The 16322-nt window shown below is 39.4% G+C and carries 15 protein-coding genes; 4 read left to right on the top strand and 11 right to left on the bottom strand.

Annotated elements, in window-relative coordinates; all coding sequences use genetic code 11:
- The first annotated feature begins 250 nt into the window (after positions 1-250).
- A complete protein-coding gene (locus Q4489_RS06585; protein WP_303478293.1) occupies positions 251-2122 on the top strand; it encodes a CocE/NonD family hydrolase in 1872 nt (623 codons plus the stop codon).
- Positions 2123-2177: 55 nt separating this feature from the next.
- Here Q4489_RS06585 and Q4489_RS06580 read toward each other — a convergent pair whose 3' ends face one another.
- The 6 genes from Q4489_RS06580 to Q4489_RS06555 all read right to left on the bottom strand — a co-directional run bounded on the left by Q4489_RS06580 (position 2178) and on the right by Q4489_RS06555 (position 9513).
- A complete protein-coding gene (locus tag Q4489_RS06580; protein WP_303478292.1) occupies positions 2178-2882 on the bottom strand; it encodes a transposase in 705 nt (234 codons plus the stop codon).
- A 197-nt stretch (positions 2883-3079) separates the two neighbouring features.
- Positions 3080-3577 (bottom strand): DUF6702 family protein, encoded by a 498-nt coding sequence (locus Q4489_RS06575; protein ID WP_303478291.1) that lies wholly within the window; start codon positions 3575-3577, stop codon positions 3080-3082.
- Positions 3578-3588: 11 nt separating this feature from the next.
- Positions 3589-6018 carry a M1 family aminopeptidase gene (locus tag Q4489_RS06570; protein WP_303478289.1) on the bottom strand — a complete coding sequence of 810 codons (2430 nt, stop codon included), beginning with the start codon at positions 6016-6018 and terminating at the stop codon, positions 3589-3591.
- A gap of 250 nt (positions 6019-6268) precedes the next feature.
- On the bottom strand, positions 6269-7294 hold the full coding sequence (galE, locus tag Q4489_RS06565) for a UDP-glucose 4-epimerase GalE (protein WP_303478287.1): 1026 nt from the start codon (positions 7292-7294) through the stop codon (positions 6269-6271).
- A gap of 18 nt (positions 7295-7312) precedes the next feature.
- Positions 7313-8470, bottom strand: a complete 1158-nt coding sequence (gene galK, locus Q4489_RS06560; protein ID WP_303478285.1) for a galactokinase — start codon at positions 8468-8470, stop codon at positions 7313-7315.
- On the bottom strand, positions 8470-9513 hold the full coding sequence (locus tag Q4489_RS06555) for a UDP-glucose--hexose-1-phosphate uridylyltransferase (protein WP_303478283.1): 1044 nt from the start codon (positions 9511-9513) through the stop codon (positions 8470-8472). Before Q4489_RS06555 ends, galK begins: the two co-directional genes overlap by 1 nt.
- Before the next feature lie 157 nt (positions 9514-9670).
- Between Q4489_RS06555 and Q4489_RS06550 the strand changes: the two genes are divergently transcribed.
- The 3 genes from Q4489_RS06550 (at position 9671) to Q4489_RS06540 (ending at position 11606) form a co-directional block, all read left to right on the top strand.
- A complete protein-coding gene (locus Q4489_RS06550) occupies positions 9671-10675 on the top strand; it encodes a LacI family DNA-binding transcriptional regulator (RefSeq protein WP_303478281.1) in 1005 nt (334 codons plus the stop codon).
- Between the two features lie 165 nt (positions 10676-10840).
- Positions 10841-11323 carry a hypothetical protein gene (locus Q4489_RS06545; RefSeq protein WP_303478279.1) on the top strand — a complete coding sequence of 161 codons (483 nt, stop codon included), beginning with the start codon at positions 10841-10843 and terminating at the stop codon, positions 11321-11323.
- Positions 11316-11606 carry a transcriptional regulator gene (locus Q4489_RS06540; RefSeq protein ID WP_303478277.1) on the top strand — a complete coding sequence of 97 codons (291 nt, stop codon included), beginning with the start codon at positions 11316-11318 and terminating at the stop codon, positions 11604-11606. The genes Q4489_RS06545 and Q4489_RS06540 overlap by 8 nt, the downstream gene beginning before the upstream one ends.
- A gap of 80 nt (positions 11607-11686) precedes the next feature.
- On the opposite strand, the gene Q4489_RS06535 is transcribed toward Q4489_RS06540, so the two are convergent.
- The 5 genes from Q4489_RS06535 to Q4489_RS06515 are packed head-to-tail and all read right to left on the bottom strand — an operon-like array spanning position 11687 to position 16312.
- On the bottom strand, positions 11687-12343 hold the full coding sequence (locus Q4489_RS06535) for a 3-oxoacid CoA-transferase subunit B (protein WP_303478276.1): 657 nt from the start codon (positions 12341-12343) through the stop codon (positions 11687-11689).
- A gap of 2 nt (positions 12344-12345) precedes the next feature.
- Complete coding sequence (locus tag Q4489_RS06530; protein WP_303478274.1) at positions 12346-13056, bottom strand: CoA transferase subunit A; 711 nt, start codon at positions 13054-13056, stop codon at positions 12346-12348.
- A gap of 8 nt (positions 13057-13064) precedes the next feature.
- The gene (locus Q4489_RS06525) at positions 13065-13832 is read right to left on the bottom strand and encodes a 3-hydroxybutyrate dehydrogenase (protein ID WP_303478273.1); all 768 of its coding nucleotides are present in this window, start codon (positions 13830-13832) and stop codon (positions 13065-13067) included.
- Positions 13832-14998 (bottom strand): homoserine O-acetyltransferase, encoded by a 1167-nt coding sequence (locus Q4489_RS06520; RefSeq protein ID WP_303478536.1) that lies wholly within the window; start codon positions 14996-14998, stop codon positions 13832-13834. Before Q4489_RS06520 ends, Q4489_RS06525 begins: the two co-directional genes overlap by 1 nt.
- Before the next feature lie 18 nt (positions 14999-15016).
- On the bottom strand, positions 15017-16312 hold the full coding sequence (locus Q4489_RS06515; protein ID WP_303478271.1) for a GntP family permease: 1296 nt from the start codon (positions 16310-16312) through the stop codon (positions 15017-15019).
- Positions 16313-16322 lie beyond the last annotated feature (10 nt).

Below are 16322 nucleotides of genomic sequence, written 5' to 3'. Positions count from 1 at the left end.
CTGATGAAATGTATGTAAATTCTACAAGTAGTATTGAAATAATTTCTTATAGCTTTTGCTTTGTCACCTCAATGTTGTTTTATTTATGCTATTCATATTTCAATTCAATTTAAACGATGAAGGCCGAACTAAAAATGCGTTGAGTGGTAGGTTTTTACCTGTTGAGTTGTTGGCCAGCTACTTGCCTGCAAAGCATATACTTGCCACAATAATTTTTGTTTACAAAAACAACAATACGAGATGCTTTATCATGTTTAGAAATCTAGTTTTGGTCTCAGTACTATTTATCGTTAGTACGATGACCGCCTTAGCTTATGACAGCAGCGCGGATAAGCGAGCCGAATATATTCGTGAAAATTATGCTAAATACGAATATGAAATTCCAATGCGCGACGGAAAAACCCTGTTTACCGTTGTTTATACCCCTTACGATGTATCAAAAACCTATCCGGTAATCATGCAACGTACACCTTACTCTGTTGGCCCATATGGTGTTGATAAATATCGTACTCGCTTAGGTCCGTCAGAGGCTTTTGAAAAAGAGGGCTTTATTTTTGTTTTTCAAGACGTAAGAGGACGATTTCGCTCCGAAGGGGTATACGACAATATGCGCCCTCAAAACGCGTATCAACGTGGTAAAAAAGCAGTTGATGATGCTACAGATACATACGATAGTATTGAATGGCTGGTCAATAATTTAGAAAACAACAATGGTGCAGTAGGCATGTGGGGAGTTTCATACCCAGGTTACTATACCTCTGTTGCTTCAATAAATGCTCACCCTGCTTTAAAAGCCATTTCACCTCAAGCCCCAATTGCTGATTGGTTTTTTGATGATTTTCATCGTAACGGTGCCTTTGTTTTACCTATGGCATTTGTATTTTTCGATACCTTTGATAACTTTCCAAACGAAAAGCATGGTTATTGGCCTAAAGGTCAAGACATGGCAACGCATGATGGCTACCAATTCTTTTTAGATTTAGGTCCATTATCAAATGTGAACAAAAAATATTTTAAACATAAACGTCCATTTTGGGATGCCTTAGCCGCTCACCCAAATTATGACGAATACTGGCAGTCTCGTGATGTATTACAACACTTAGGTAAAACAAAGCCTGCTACTTTAGTTGTAGGTGGTTGGTATGATACCGAAGATCTATATGGGCCGTTGCAAACGTATCAAACAATGTCTCATGGCAATAAAAAAGATAATGTGCAATTGGTAATGGGACCATGGTATCACGGGCAATGGAACCGTGGAGACGGCTCAAAAATGGGTGAAGCAGATAACGGGTTTAATACCAGTTCATGGTTTCAAAAACACGTGCTATTACCATTTTTTAAAGAACATCTTAAAAAAGGCGACAATGCAAATTTAGCTAAAGCGACTATTTTTGATACCGGCGCAAACCGTTGGCATCGTTTTGACACCTGGCCACCAAAAGCGGTTGAAAAACAAACGTTATATTTATCAGCGGGAGAAAGTATCCGCTCAGAAAAACCCGTTGAAAAGCAAAGTTTTTCTGAATATATCAGTGATCCAAATAAACCTGTACCGCATTCAAAGGCTATTGGTCGCGGATGGGATCGTCCTTATATGACAGAAGATCAACGTTTTGCTGCACGTCGACCTGATGTACTTATTTTTGAAACGGAACCGTTAACCGAAGATCTAACTTTATCAGGGAATATTGAACTGAAATTAAAGTTTAGTACCACTCAAACGGCTGCCGACCTTATTGTTAAACTTGTTGACGTATTTCCAGCAAAAAATGAGAACAACAATAAGTTAGATAAAAAACTGGGTAACCGTCATGAACTTGTAAGATGGGGCTCAATCCGTGGTCGATTTAGAGAGTCAATGAGCGATCCCAAGCCATTTACCGCGAATAAAGTAACACCTGTAAATTTTGAACTTTACGATGTAATGCACACCTTTAAACGTGGCCATAAATTACAAATTATGGTGCAAAGTAGCATGTTCCCATTTTTAGATCGTAATCCGCAAAACTATGTAGAAAACATCTTTAAAGCAACAGAAGCTGACTTTGTTAAAGCAGATCATCGCATTTATCATCAAGCTGATCATGCGAGTAAAATTGAAATTTCAGTACTGAAATAAACTCAAATAATGTACCTAACCCCAACATAAATGAAAATAAATGGGGTCAGGTACATTAAATCGATTTTGTATCAACAACAGTTTTTGGTCTACCTCTTCGTACTGAAGTCACTCTTCTCCCTGTAATAGCTTCGATTGCTGACTTAAATTTTTCATCGCCAAGTACTCCCCCTCTGCTAACCGACTTTCTGATCAACGGTTCATTCTGACCAACTACCTTGGATTTAAAAAGTGTACTATACGAATGTTGTCTTTCTGCTTCCGACTGACCTAAGGCAATATATTGCTCATGATAAGTTGCTAAATCGGAACGCTTACCTAATGCGTTAATTTGATAGCTTGACCAAGGGTATTCCGCAGGGCTGTTAACCATACCCGATCGAACGGGGTTTGATTCAATATAGCGATAAACTTCGAGTAAATAATTGCGATTTTGCACTAAACAAGATTTAAACCGGCCTTCCCATAAAGTTCCAGTTCTTTGATTACTATGGTTAAAATATTGAACATATCGCCTACCTAGCCCTTGCATCATCAAACTAACTGCTTTCGGTTTTCTAGGTGTACATAATAAATGCACGTGGTTAGTCATTAAAACCCATGCATGAATAGCTACATTTTCTTTCAACGAGTAATACTTAAGCCAATTTAAATAGGCTTTATAGTCTTTTTCTTGATAGAAACATGCTTGCCGATTGTTACCACGCTGAATCACGTGTTGTGGAATATTTGGTAAATCTAACCTGGGTAATCTGGCCATTTATCGTCCTTGATATCTAAATAAAGTTCTCAGTGTAGTTTACCTTTAGATAAATAGCCTAATTAGATAATTAAAGGGGTCAGGTACAATATTCAAAGATAGAATATTGTACCTGACCCCTTTAATTTACTTTAATTTGTGGATCAAAAAAGCCGCTAGATGTATCTACCTAGCGGCTTTATCAATGACTTATTAGTTTAATGAAATTCGATCTTAGCCACTTCAACACTACCGTTAAACGTGGCAGTTTTTACGTCGCCTTTCCCTTCCACATTAACAGTGTTCGTTTGGCTCGGCCAAATATCACGTAATGCAGCATGCTCGATGGTAAGGCCGCTTAACAGTACAGGTTGTTTTGTTTCTTGGTAAACCCAAAAGAACTTCCCATCAACTTCAAAGCCAACAGGCCCTAAATCAATAGTATTTCCTTTATCATCTTTCAATGAAAAACGTGCCATTACATATTCGAAAAAACGTTGCTGTGTTTGTTTCGATTGAATGATGTCAGCATTTTTACCAAAAATATGTTTTACAGCGTGTTCTGCATCATGCAAATAAAAGCGGTGACTTACTTCAATATTTTCTGTATTTGGATTAAACAACACAGTGCTAATCGCCGCTTTTTGTTGATGTGCATAAATAACATTACTGATTAAAAACAAGCATATTATTAAGCTTTTAGTTACAAATTTCATATAAAACCTAATTAGTTATCTTTCTGTTGATCTTTTTCATCATCATCTGTTTTCAGTTCCGTTTTAATATCATGCATGATATCACGGCTTACTTTTGCTGATGACTTTTTACGCTTATAACTTTCAATACGCGATGGAATAATACGACGTGGGTAGTGGTTATTTTCCACATCAACGTCAGCTGTTTCCCAACGAGGATCAACAGTAATACCTACTAGGTTTTTGTCTTTGTCTGTGACAATTAACTTACTAACGGCTTTAGGTGTACGACGCCAAATTTCTGCAGGAATGCGCATCATTTCTTTGCTACCATCTTCAAATGATAGTTCTAAAATAATTGGCATAACTAAGCCACCCTTATTAGAAAAATCTAATACGTAGTAGTTTTTATCTTCTTTTACGGCGCGAGTGAAAACTTCACGTTCCCAGTCTTTTAAACCTTTAAGGTATTTCTGATACTTGTTACGCTCTTTATTGGTCACGGTAAAGCGATCATTTTCATCGTAAAAGTCAGTAATATCTGGGAAACGTTCAACCCACAGTTGCTTACCTTCTGATTTATTACGTTCGTCAGTTAAAGACTTAGGTTTATTCAACTCTTGTTGACGTTCACGTGCAAAATCAATATCAGGATCTTTAGTATCAATACGTAATTTATATACGCGGTCTAACGAAATATCTACATGATCGGTAGAATAGAACCAGCCACGCCAGAACCAATCTAAATCAACCCCAGATGCTTCTTCCATGGTGCGGAAAAAATCAGAAGGTGTAGGACGTTTAAACTTCCAACGTTGTGCGTACTCTTTGAATGCGAAATCAAATAGTTCACGACCTAAAATCGTTTCACGTAAAATGTTTAGCGCTGCAGCAGGTTTTGTATAAGCATTTGGACCCAAACGTAATACGCTGTCTGATTGCGTCATAATTGGCACTTGATTTGAAGACTTCATATAGCCTGTGATGTCACGAGGTTCTACACCCCATGGAATTGTAGGATCCCATTCACGACCAGCAACACCATCTAAGAAACTATTTAAGCCTTCATCCATCCATGTCCATTGGCGCTCATCTGAGTTAACAACCATAGGGAAATAAATATGTCCTATTTCATGGATAACTACACCAATTAAAAAGCGCTTCTCTGCTTGTGAATACGTTCGACTTCCATCATCACGTAATTCAGTACGCGGGCCGTTAAATGTGATCATTGGGTATTCCATACCACCAACAGGACCATTTACTGACTGAGCCGTTGGGTACGGGTAATCAAATGAGAATCGGTTGTAAACATCCATCGTATGAATGATTGATTCAGTCGAATACTTTTTCCACAAGTCACCGCCTTCTTTCGGGTAGAAAGACATCGCCATTACCAGCGGAGTTTCATCGTTATCTTGTTTGAAACCGCGAGCATCCCACATAAACTTACGCGATGATGCCCATGCAAAGTCACGTACGTTATTTGCTTTAAATTTCCACGTTTTAGTTTTATCTGTACCCGCTTTTTCGTTTTCTAACGCTTCTTCTTCAGTCACAATGAAAACTATACGGTCAGCGTCTTTTGATTTCTCTAAACGTTTGCGTTGTTCTTTCGTAAGTACTTGCTTAGGGTTTGCTAATTCACCCGTTGAAGAAACGATATGATCAGCAGGTACTGTCATTTCAACTTCATAATCACCAAACTCTAAAGTAAACTCACCACGCCCCAAGAACTCTTTGTTTGTCCAAGCTTCGTAATCAGTATAAGCATGCAAACGAGGGTACCATTGAGCCAGTAAGAAGATATCATTGCCACCTTCACGCGCATCATCAGGAAAATGTTCATAACCTGAACGCGCTGATACGGCATCTTCTTCAACGATATTAAAACCAAAGTCTAACGAAAACGATGTTTTCTGGCCTGGTTTTAACGGTTTAGACAAATCTATACGCATGTTGGTACCAACAATAACGTAGTTCAATACATTGCCGCGACTGTCTTTCACGTTATCAATGGTATAGCCTAACTCAGAGTCGCCAATAAATTGCTGACGACGCAAAGCAGATAAACTAATTTTACCGCCTGACGCTTTGTTACCACTGAAGGTGGTAGATAATTCACTTAATGAATCTTTTTTGAAAATATTTTGGTCTAATTGTAGCCAAAGATATTTCAATGAATCAGGTGAATTATTAACATAGACAATCTCTTCGCTGCCTTCTAAACGACGCTTTTCTTCGTCAAGCGTTACGTTAATTTTATAATCAACTTCTTGTTGCCAATATTGATGCCCTGGTTCACCAGCTGCGTTACGGTACACATTAGGTGTTGGTAACACTTCATCTAATTGACGGAACTTATCTTCAAAGCTCCCTTTGGTCTGCTTCACTGAACCATACGCCGATAATGACGCGGTACACACAAGCAAAGCTGCCAATGTTATCGTTTTTTTAATCATAGTTTTTCCTGCTCACTACTTGAGGTTACGCACATTCATCAACATACGCAGTGCTAGGGCTACTTTTCTTTGGTGTATGTTATGTTGATAAAGTACAACAAAGAAAAGTAGCCCATAGATAATAAAGGAATTTTTAGCTAACTTCAGTGCTTTCTAACAACAAAATACTACCATTCGTCTCAATTGTTATACTATAACAATACTAGCTTAATGTCTCCACACTTACTCAACGTGTTTCACGTACCCTTTATTAGTTCGGATAACCTTGTGGATTGTTCGATTGCCAACGCCAAGTATCTGCCATCATCTGCGATATATTGCGGGTTGCTTTCCAACCAAGTTGTTTATTAGCTTTTTCAGCATTTGCCCAAAACGCAGGTAAATCTCCATAACGCCGTGGAGCAAAGTGATAAGGTATTTTTTGTTGGCAAGCTTGCTCAAAAGCGTTAATAATTTCGAGCACAGAAATTGCTCGCCCTGTCCCTAGATTAAAGGCTTCCACACCAGTAAAACTGCTATTTTTCTTTAACCAATTTACGGCTGACACATGCCCTTCGGCCAGATCCATCACATGAAGATAATCACGTTCGCATGTACCATCTTGCGTTGAATAGTCATTACCAAAAACTTGTAAACTTTCCCGCTTTCCTACCGCAACTTGGGCAACATAGGGTAATAAATTATTTGGAATACCTTTCGGGTCTTCGCCAATGTCTCCACTTTCATGTGCGCCTATAGGGTTAAAGTAGCGTAAACAAACGGCACGGAACTCTGAATTCGCTTGTGCAAGATCTTTTAACGCTCGTTCAATCATCACTTTACTTGCACCATAAGGACTAGAAGCTTCCCCTAATGGCATAGTTTCTTCATAAGGCACAACATTTTCACCTCCATAAACCGTTGCAGAAGAAGAGAAAATAAAATCATATACACGAAACGCCATCATTACCTCTAATAGATTTAGCGTACCATGCACATTATTTTGATAATACTTCAAAGGTAGCGTAGACGACTCACCAACGGCTTTTAAGGCAGCAAAGTGGATTACTGCATCTATAACAAACTCACTAAACACCTTCGTTAATGTCGCTTTATCTTGAATATCGCCTTTGATAAATGACACTTTCTTTCCGGTTAAGTTTTCAACTCGTCTAATAGATTCAATATTGGCATTAGATAAATTGTCATACACAATCACATCGAAATCGTTGTTTAATAATGATAAAACCGTATGCGAGCCAATATAACCAGCGCCACCGGTGACTAAAATTTTCATGGTATATCCTGTAATAAATCAAGCTTCTTCTATTTGTCTAAAGGCACCTTGAGATGCATGGCAAATATAAATATCTGCCGTTAATCCAAATCGCTCAGGGTATTGAATATTGACGTGTTCAGTCACCTGTTTAATTAATGTTTTGGGCATTAACGCTACAACACAACCGCCAAACCCACCGCCGGTCATGCGTACACCACCTTGGTTACCGATTTGTTCACTAATAATCTCGACCAACCCGTCCATTTCAACTGTCGTGACTTCAAAATCATCGCGTAGCGATTGATGTGACTCAGCCATTAACTGACTTAACGTTGACATATCGGAAGATTTAAATGCTGTTAACGCTGCCACTGTTCGTGCGTTTTCAGTGATCACATGTTTGGCTCGCTTGTATTGAACATCAGGCAGTTGTGCTTTTTCCGACTCTAATTGCGCTAATGTAACATCACGTAATGCTTTACATCCAAAGTGTTTGGCAACTTGTTCACATTGTTCACGACGCAAGTTGTATTCACTATCAACTAATCCACGTTTAACGTTTGAATTGATAATAACCAATGATAACTCGTCTGAAATTGGTGCGTCTTCAAACGTTAAATCACGACAATCAAGTAGCATAGCATGGCCTTTCTTGCCCATAGCCGATATAAGTTGATCCATAATGCCGCAATTGCAACCAACATAATCATTTTCAGCTTGTTGTCCCATTTTGGCGGCAGTTTTTCCATCTAACTCTAATTGGTATAACGAGGTAAAAGTTTTCAATATTGCCATTTCAAAACTGGCTGACGAACTTAACCCTGCACCTTGTGCCACATTACCAGTGACCACAAGGTTTGCCCCTCTTAGATTTGGATACTTCTCCATTAACGCTTGAACAGAACCTTTAATGTAATTACACCACATATGCTCAGTATCAAAACTGAACTGATTTAGTACAAATTCTGTAGAACTTTGGCCAAAGTCATGTGAATACACTTTTACTAATTGATCATCACGTTTAGAGGCGGCAATGGTTGTACCACAGTCAATCGCTGCTGGAAAAACAAAACCATCGTTATAGTCAGTATGATCGCCAATAATATTCACGCGAGCTGGCGCGTAACAAATCACGTCAGGTTGATGTTGATAACGTTGGTTAAACAAAGTGTTGATCTGTTGTTCGTGAGTCATTACAAAGCTTCCTTATAATGTGTGTCTGGCAGTGATTTTAATCTTTCTGCTGCTTGCTCTGGTGTTAAGTCGCGTTGAGCCTCGGCTAACATTTCATAGCCAACCATGAATTTTCTCACCGTTGCAGAACGCAGAAGTGGCGGTAGAAAGCTCGCATGTAAGGTCCATTCAGGATGTTTTTCACCATCATATGGTGCACCATGCCACCCCATTGAATAAGGGAAAGAACATTGAAATAAGTTATCGTATTTGGTAGCAACTTTTTTCAATATATCGGCAAGCGAAATTTTTTGTTGTTCTGTTAATTCAACCATTCTAGACACGGTAAACCTTGGTAGTAACAATGTTTCAAATGGCCATGCCGCCCAATATGGCACCACCACAACCCAGTCGTCGTTTAGTACTACAACACGTTGTTCTTGTGCTATTTCTTTTTCAGCATAATCACTTAGTAGGTTGCTACGGTATTGATTAAAATACACTAATTGTGAACGGCATTTACGTTCTGCCAAGGTTGGTATTTGCTGCTGAGCCCAAATTTGCCCATGCGGGTGAGGATTAGAGCAGCCCATAACCGCTCCTTTATTCTCAAACACTTGTATCCATTGGTATTGTTCACTTAAATCTTCACATTGCTCTTGCCAAGCATCAACAACATGCTTTATTTCTGATGCTGCCAATTCAGGTAAGGTTTTGCTGTGATCTGGAGAAAAACAGATCACGCGGCTTTCGCCCTGCTCTGTTGCCATACGAAATAACGGATCATTATTTTGTACTTTTGGGGTATCGGTTTTTAACGCGGCAAAATCATTAGTAAATACAAACGTTGTTTCATAGTTTTCATTAATTTCACCATTAATACGCGTATTACCAGCGCATAAATAACAATTTGGATCATGCGAAATTGATTGCTGTTCAGTAACCGCCTCTACTTGTCCTTGCCAAGGGCGTTTTGCACGATGCGGAGAAACCAGTACCCACTCTCTTAATAAAGGGTTAAAGCGGCGATGTGGATGCTCTGTAGGATCGAATTCAATCGTCATAAACTAATTCCATCAGATAAATTTAGCATAAATGTAAACGTTTTCCCTTTTTAATACAACCTTACTTTTTAGGAATACAACTATGATATTGCACGAGCATAATAGCTTATATATACTGGGGTTAAGTTAAACACTTAATAAATGTAAACATTTACATATGTCAACAATTAAAGATGTAGCCCGTATCGCTGGTGTTTCTGTGGCAACAGTTTCTCGAGTGGTAAATAACGGCCCAAAAGTAAGTGCAAAAACCAAAGAAAAAGTCAGTAAAGTGATGCTGCAACTTGGTTATACTCCTAATGCGAATGCGCGGGCATTGGTAACGCAAAAAAGCACAACCATTGGCGTGGTTATTCCTGATATAACTGATCCTTTCTTTGCTTCTTTAGCCAGCGGCGTAGAACAAGTTGCTCGGCAACATCATCGGCAATTGCTATTAAGTACTAGTGAGATTAATGCGGAGTCTGAAATTCAAGCAATTAATCTGCTCATTGAGCGCCGTTGCGATGTTATGGTTGTTCATAGCAAGGCGTTAAGCGACGCACAACTTATCGAGCTCACACAAAAGGTAAAAGGCTTAGTTGTTATTGATAGAATTGTTAAGGGTTTGGAAGAACGCTGTATTTGGTTAGATAACATCGAAGGCGGTAAAATAGCAGCACGTCACTTAATTACATTGTCTCATCAAAAACTTGCTTGTATTAGCAGTCACTACCCTATTGAAGATCCAGCCCTAAGACTTAAAGGCTTTAAAGACACTCTGTCAGAGCATGGACTCACGCTTAAAGAGCAACTGATTGATTATCAAGCACCCACTTTGCAAGGTGGAGAAATTGCCGCCCAAAACTTATTGACAAGTGGTCAACCATTCTCAGCGATATTTGTCTACAACGATGCAATGGCGATTGGTGCAATATCAACCTTAGAAGACAATGGTTATCATGTACCCAATGACATTTCAGTCATCGGCTTTGACGATGTGTTGTTGTCTCGCTATTCAAGGCCAAAGCTAACTACACTACACTACCCTATCGAAACCATGGCTAAGCAAGCAGCAAATTTGGCTTTATGCATGACAAAACCAGAAGAAAGTATGGCGACCGAAGTCACGTTTAAACATATTCCACGGCTGGTAAAGAGGGAGTCAACTAGTAAAAAATAAAGGATTTTATTTAGCCTCTCAACCTGAACACATTTAAAAACAATTAAAATCAATAGTATAAAGCTAAATCCACCCACTAACTTTCCAATACGGAAAGTTTTAACTTGCCAACTCGGAAAGTATAGATTATATTACTTTCCATTACGGAAAGTAACAGGGGTAATCATGAAAAATAAAGAACAAAACATATCGGCAGAAGAAGCTAAACTAGCTCTCGATAATTTAGCGAATATAGATAGTAGTACCAATAAACTTATCAGGCCTCCACTTTGGCTGACCGTCATTATGGCCTTTTTTTACGGAATGATGACTTTTTCTTGGGCATCTACCCGACATGAGAACCTTTGGATGCTCGGTTTAATTATTTCATCAATTTGCTTTCTGGCAAGTGTCGCCTTTTATCTCTACAGCAGTCATTTACTTGGCATAAAACCTAAGGTACTACCAAAGAGTAGAGCTGAATGTTTTTATCATTTATTGTCAGGCATTTTCTTCGGTGCAGTCATTATACTGACTCGCGCTTTAAGCGTGAATGGATTTGAATATAGCGCCTATATTGGCGGTCTACTCAATGCAATTGTACTTGCTTATTTATTGCATCATTACTCAACAGGTAATTACATCAAGGACAACGGTAACCATGAATAATGTTAGCTTTGATCCGCTCATTCATGCACAAAATCGTTTACAAATTTGTGCCATTTTAGCAGCAACAGCAGAAATAGAATTTAAAGTGTTACGAGAAAAGCTTGAGGTGAGTGACTCTGTACTCTCAAAACACTTGAAAGCACTCGAAGACGCCCAGTATCTGTGCGCACAAAAGCGTTCAAATATGGGTAGACAGCGAACTTGGCTCTCACTATCTAAAACAGGACGAGAAGCATATAACGGACATTTAGCAGCTCTACGAAACATAGTAGGCAGTGTTTAAAAAATAGATGAAAAGCGCTTGAACTTGATGTTTTTTTTACCGTGGGAGCCGGTTTAAACACCAATCAAGCGCTTTGAAAACTAAATATTCATTTCTTTTACGTGCTCGCTCACGACTAATTCGCCTGCAGTAAGCGCTTTTATTTGTTCAATTTCAACGCCTGGCGCGTGTTCTAGTAAATGAAATTTACCGTCAATGATTTCAATATACGCTAAATCAGTTAGTATTTTTTTGATGCAGCCTTTCCCCGTTAAAGGTAATGAACATTGTGATAATAGCTTTGACTCTCCGTGTTTAGAGGCATGTGTCATGGTCACAATAATATTATCTGCACCTGCAACTAAATCCATCGCGCCGCCCATGCCTTTAATTAATTTTCCAGGGATCATATAAGAAGCAATATTGCCATGTACATCAACTTCAAATGCGCCTAATACCGTTAAGTCGACGTGACCACCACGTATCATCGCAAATGATTCAGCACTAGAAAAAATTGATGCACCCTTGGCAACAGTGACCGTTTGTTTGCCCGCATTTATTAAGTCAGCATCTATTTCTTCTTCAGTAGGAAACTGTCCCATCCCAAGTAAGCCATTTTCTGATTGCAACATCACTTCCATATTCGACGGTACATAATTAGCCACTAATGTTGGAATGCCAATACCTAGATTAACGTAGAAACCATCTTGTAGTTCTTGTGCAACTCGCATTGCCATTTGTTCTCGCGTTAATGCCATGATCATTGTTCTCCTGAATGTCTAATGGTTCTTTGTTCTATGCGCTTTTCAAATGTTCCCTGTATCAAACGGTCAACGTAAATCCCTGGCGTATGAATTTGATCGGGATCTAATTCACCTGCTGGAACTATTTCTTCCGCTTCAACAACTGTTATCTTGCCAGCTGTTGCAGCCATCGGATTAAAATTTCGTGCTGTCTTACGATAAATAAGATTACCGTAAGTATCCGCTTTCCATGCTTTGACTATGGCAAAGTCACCTTTGATACTTTCCTCAAGAATATAATTTCTATCGTTAAAAGTTCTAACCTCTTTGCCTTCTCCAACAGGTGTCCCATAACCTGTCGCAGTATAGAAAGCAGGGATACCGGCACCAGCTGCTCGCATTTTCTCCGCTAATGTGCCTTGCGGAGTAAGCACAACTTCTAATTCACCACTTAACATTTGGCGTTCAAATTCCGCGTTTTCTCCAACGTATGAAGCGATAATTTTTTCAATTTGGCGATCTTTAAGTAACACCCCCAAGCCAAAGTCATCAACGCCACAATTATTAGAAACTACTGTTAGCCCCTTGGTGCCTTTACGTTTTATTTCTTGAATTAAGTTTTCTGGTATACCACAGAGGCCAAAGCCACCTGCGATAATTGTCATATTGTCTTCAAGACCGGCAAGTGCTTCTTGGTAACTTGCTACTACCTTATTAAATCCAGACATAATACCTCCTATTTCACTGTCCAACCGCCATCTAGCACTAGAGCTTGACCGGTCATGTTTCTAGCATTTTCACTCGCAAGAAATTGCACGGTTGCGGCAATCTCATCCATATCGATAAACGCTTTTTTTGGCATAGGTGCGAGCATAATTTTTTCAATGACTTCATCTTCACTGATGCCGTGTTCTTTCGCTTGGTCAGCTATTTGTTTTTCGACTAACGGCGTTTTGACATAAGCAGGACAAATAGTATTGATGGTAATATTGCAATCAGCAGTTTCTAGCGCGATAACCTTAGAAAAACCTATCAGCCCATGTTTAGCTGCAACGTATGCCGATTTAAACGGTGAAGCAACTAAGCCATGAATCGAACCTATATTGATAATACGGCCAAAACCTTGCTCGCGCATTTTAGGTAATATAGCTTTACAGGTTCTTGCTGGCCCAGTTAACAGTACATCAATGATTTTTTGCCAAGCCCCCATCGGGAAGTCCTCTAACCGCGAAACATGTTGTATACCAGCATTGTTAATTAAAATATCAACGGAAGTATTACTAAGCGCTTCAATTAAACGCTCAATATCATTTTCATGTGTTACGTCCAGTTTAAATGCTTGCGCCGCAAAGCCCTGTAATATTAATCTTTCCTTCGCCTGTTGCGCAGCTTGTTCGCTGACATCAGTGATAATAACGTTAGCCTGCTGTTTTGCTAGTAACTGGGCGATACTAAAGCCGATACCACTTGCAGCTCCAGTTATCAGTACGGTTTTATTTTTCATTACTCCTGCTCCAAAAAGTCGCTCAATGTTTTGGCTTTTTGTTGAACGGTAAATAAACCGTCTAAGTGTCCCCACATGCCCTTAATTTCTTCATACTGACTTTTATCACCTAACATTTCATGGGTTTTTTTCGCCATTTCGGGAAACAACAATAAATCATTACTTGCGGGTAAAAATAGTGACTTCGCTGTTACTTTCGCTAAACTTGCTGCTAAGTCATCATTATGACCAGCAACAAATAATTGGCTTGCGCGCACTAAGTACAAAATATGATTTGCATCCATAGTGTTTAATCGTGCTTTCGCAGCTCCATATAGCCAATCTACTACTGGAAAGGTCGCTTTAATATCATGGAGTGCATCGCCCATTATATTTTTATGGTTTGGATTCGAGGCATTAAAAATTGCAGGGTGCATTGCCTCTTGCGTGATTGTTGCAAGTGACTGCATTAAACCAGTATTTGGCCCTTCGCTTTGATAATAATCGCCATTATTCCAGTTAGGATCTTGTTTTATCGGGGCTGCCCACTTTTCCAAGCCTGCAACTAACCATGCATCCGACTGACCAATACCAATAACAGACACCATACGCTCAACCATATCAGGGTAAGCTACCGCCCACTCTAACGCTTGCATCGAGCCCATTGAAGCACCAACAACAGCATGTAGCTTTGTAATTCCCATACTTTCGATTAGCGCCTTTTGTACGTTAACAAAGTCGCGAATCGTTACTACAGGAAAGCTTAGGCCATAGGGCATGCCCGTATCTGGGTTGATACTTGCTGGCCCTGTTGTGATCACATTTTTATCAAAGGCACCAGCATTGACTAACGTATCTGAACTAATGACATAGTATTTGTTTGTATCAATTGCTTTTCCTGGGCCAATAATGCTATCCCAATAGCCAGGCATTGCATCTTGCTTACTGTATTTTCCTGCAGCATGTGAGTTACCCGTAAAGTAGTGCGTGATTAAAATGACATTCGATTTATCTTCATTCAACGTGCCGTAAGCTTCCCAGCCAACATTCACTTGTTTGATCAATTTGCCATTAAAAGTTTTGAAGTTATCTAAGGTGAACTTTTGTTTTTCTACGATAAGGTCGCTTGCCCAAAGGTTGCTAGCAAACACAAGTAAAAACATAAAAATAGTGCGTTGAAAATTCATCATAAGGTTCTCTTTTTATTAAAATAATATAAACAAACTAATGGCAAGTATTAAGCCTATCAGAGGGACGATACCTGTCATAGCAAACATCGACCAATATGCACTGGCATGCGTTTCTTTACAGATTGCTCTAATGGTTGTTACCACATAACCGTTATGTGGCAAGGTATCTAATGCTCCTGAACTTATTGCAACTACTCGGTGAAGCTCTTCTGGATTAACGCCTTGATCTAAATAATGTGGTGCTAATAAAGGTAAAGCAATTGCTTGCCCCCCTGATGCTGATCCTGTTAGACCTGCAATCACAGTTACTGCAACGGCAGCACCAATGAGTTCATTGCCCGGCACTTGAGTCATAATTTCAACGGCTAATTGAAAACCATCTGTTGATTTAGCAACTGCACCAAACCCAACAACCGCTGCCGTATTACCTATAGCGATAAGCGCACCATTAGTGCCTTCTGTAACCGCATTAGAAAGATGATGAAAATATTTATTATTGATCAGTAAAATACTGATCACACCACCGGCCAATGCAATAATTAATGCGTTATGACCGAAATCATGATGTAACGTAAACGATAAGCCAAGCACCACCAATAAAGGAATGACGCCTGTGATTGGGTGTGGATAGTCACGTTCAGGTATTTCAGGATCATCTTCTCGGTGTTCAAAAACTTCTCCATTTGCGACAGCTTTACCAATTAATCGGTTCAACCACCAATAACCAAAAAGTGCCATAAATGCAGCAACAACTAAGCTAACTTCCCAACCCGCATAAGGCGTAGTGCCTAAATACTTTATTGGGATCCAATTTTGAATTTCTGGTGAACCAGCAGATGTCATGGTAAAGGTAACCGAACCAAAGGCGAGTGTTGCTGGAATAAAACGTCGCGGCAGATTAGCATCTTTAAATAAACTTAACGCCATCGGATAAACCGAAAATGCAACTACGAATAAATTGACACCACCATAGGTTAAAATGGCACAAGCAGCTACTACAGCAAACACGGCTTTTTTCATGCCTAGCTTGTCTACGATATAGCGCGCTACACTGTCAGCAGCTCCCGTATCTTCCATAAATTTGCCAAACAGTGAACCAAGCAAAAACATGAAAAACCAAGCAGCAATAAAGCTGGTAAAACCAGACATATAGGTATTAACAAAATGTACATCACCCGTGAGCAACGTCATACCATTTGTGAGTGCAACAAATAATGCACACAACGGGGCGCTAATGAATAAATTCATCCCCCGCATGGTAAGAATCACGAGCAATACCAGCCCTCCTACCAAGCCAATCATACTTATCATAAGCCGTTCC

Source organism: Thalassotalea sp. 1_MG-2023, assembly GCF_030546745.1.
Classification (GTDB): domain Bacteria; phylum Pseudomonadota; class Gammaproteobacteria; order Enterobacterales; family Alteromonadaceae; genus Thalassotalea_C.
Note: the sequence above shows the minus strand (reverse complement) of the source record. Positions and strands in the feature narration are given on the sequence as shown.

Excerpts from the sequence above, each read along its gene's own strand:
- Q4489_RS06585 (WP_303478293.1), top strand. The coding sequence starts at position 251 with ATGTTTAGAAATCTAGTTTTGGTCTCAGTACTATTTATCGTTAGTACG.
- Q4489_RS06580 (WP_303478292.1), bottom strand. The coding sequence starts at position 2,882 with ATGGCCAGATTACCCAGGTTAGATTTACCAAATATTCCACAACACGTG.
- Q4489_RS06575 (WP_303478291.1), bottom strand. The coding sequence starts at position 3,577 with ATGAAATTTGTAACTAAAAGCTTAATAATATGCTTGTTTTTAATCAGT.
- Q4489_RS06570 (WP_303478289.1), bottom strand. The coding sequence starts at position 6,018 with ATGATTAAAAAAACGATAACATTGGCAGCTTTGCTTGTGTGTACCGCG.
- galE (WP_303478287.1), bottom strand. The coding sequence starts at position 7,294 with ATGAAAATTTTAGTCACCGGTGGCGCTGGTTATATTGGCTCGCATACG.
- galK (WP_303478285.1), bottom strand. The coding sequence starts at position 8,470 with ATGACTCACGAACAACAGATCAACACTTTGTTTAACCAACGTTATCAA.
- Q4489_RS06555 (WP_303478283.1), bottom strand. The coding sequence starts at position 9,513 with ATGACGATTGAATTCGATCCTACAGAGCATCCACATCGCCGCTTTAAC.
- Q4489_RS06550 (WP_303478281.1), top strand. The coding sequence starts at position 9,671 with ATGTCAACAATTAAAGATGTAGCCCGTATCGCTGGTGTTTCTGTGGCA.
- Q4489_RS06545 (WP_303478279.1), top strand. The coding sequence starts at position 10,841 with ATGAAAAATAAAGAACAAAACATATCGGCAGAAGAAGCTAAACTAGCT.
- Q4489_RS06540 (WP_303478277.1), top strand. The coding sequence starts at position 11,316 with ATGAATAATGTTAGCTTTGATCCGCTCATTCATGCACAAAATCGTTTA.
- Q4489_RS06535 (WP_303478276.1), bottom strand. The coding sequence starts at position 12,343 with ATGGCATTAACGCGAGAACAAATGGCAATGCGAGTTGCACAAGAACTA.
- Q4489_RS06530 (WP_303478274.1), bottom strand. The coding sequence starts at position 13,056 with ATGTCTGGATTTAATAAGGTAGTAGCAAGTTACCAAGAAGCACTTGCC.
- Q4489_RS06525 (WP_303478273.1), bottom strand. The coding sequence starts at position 13,832 with ATGAAAAATAAAACCGTACTGATAACTGGAGCTGCAAGTGGTATCGGC.
- Q4489_RS06520 (WP_303478536.1), bottom strand. The coding sequence starts at position 14,998 with ATGAATTTTCAACGCACTATTTTTATGTTTTTACTTGTGTTTGCTAGC.
- Q4489_RS06515 (WP_303478271.1), bottom strand. The coding sequence starts at position 16,312 with ATGATAAGTATGATTGGCTTGGTAGGAGGGCTGGTATTGCTCGTGATT.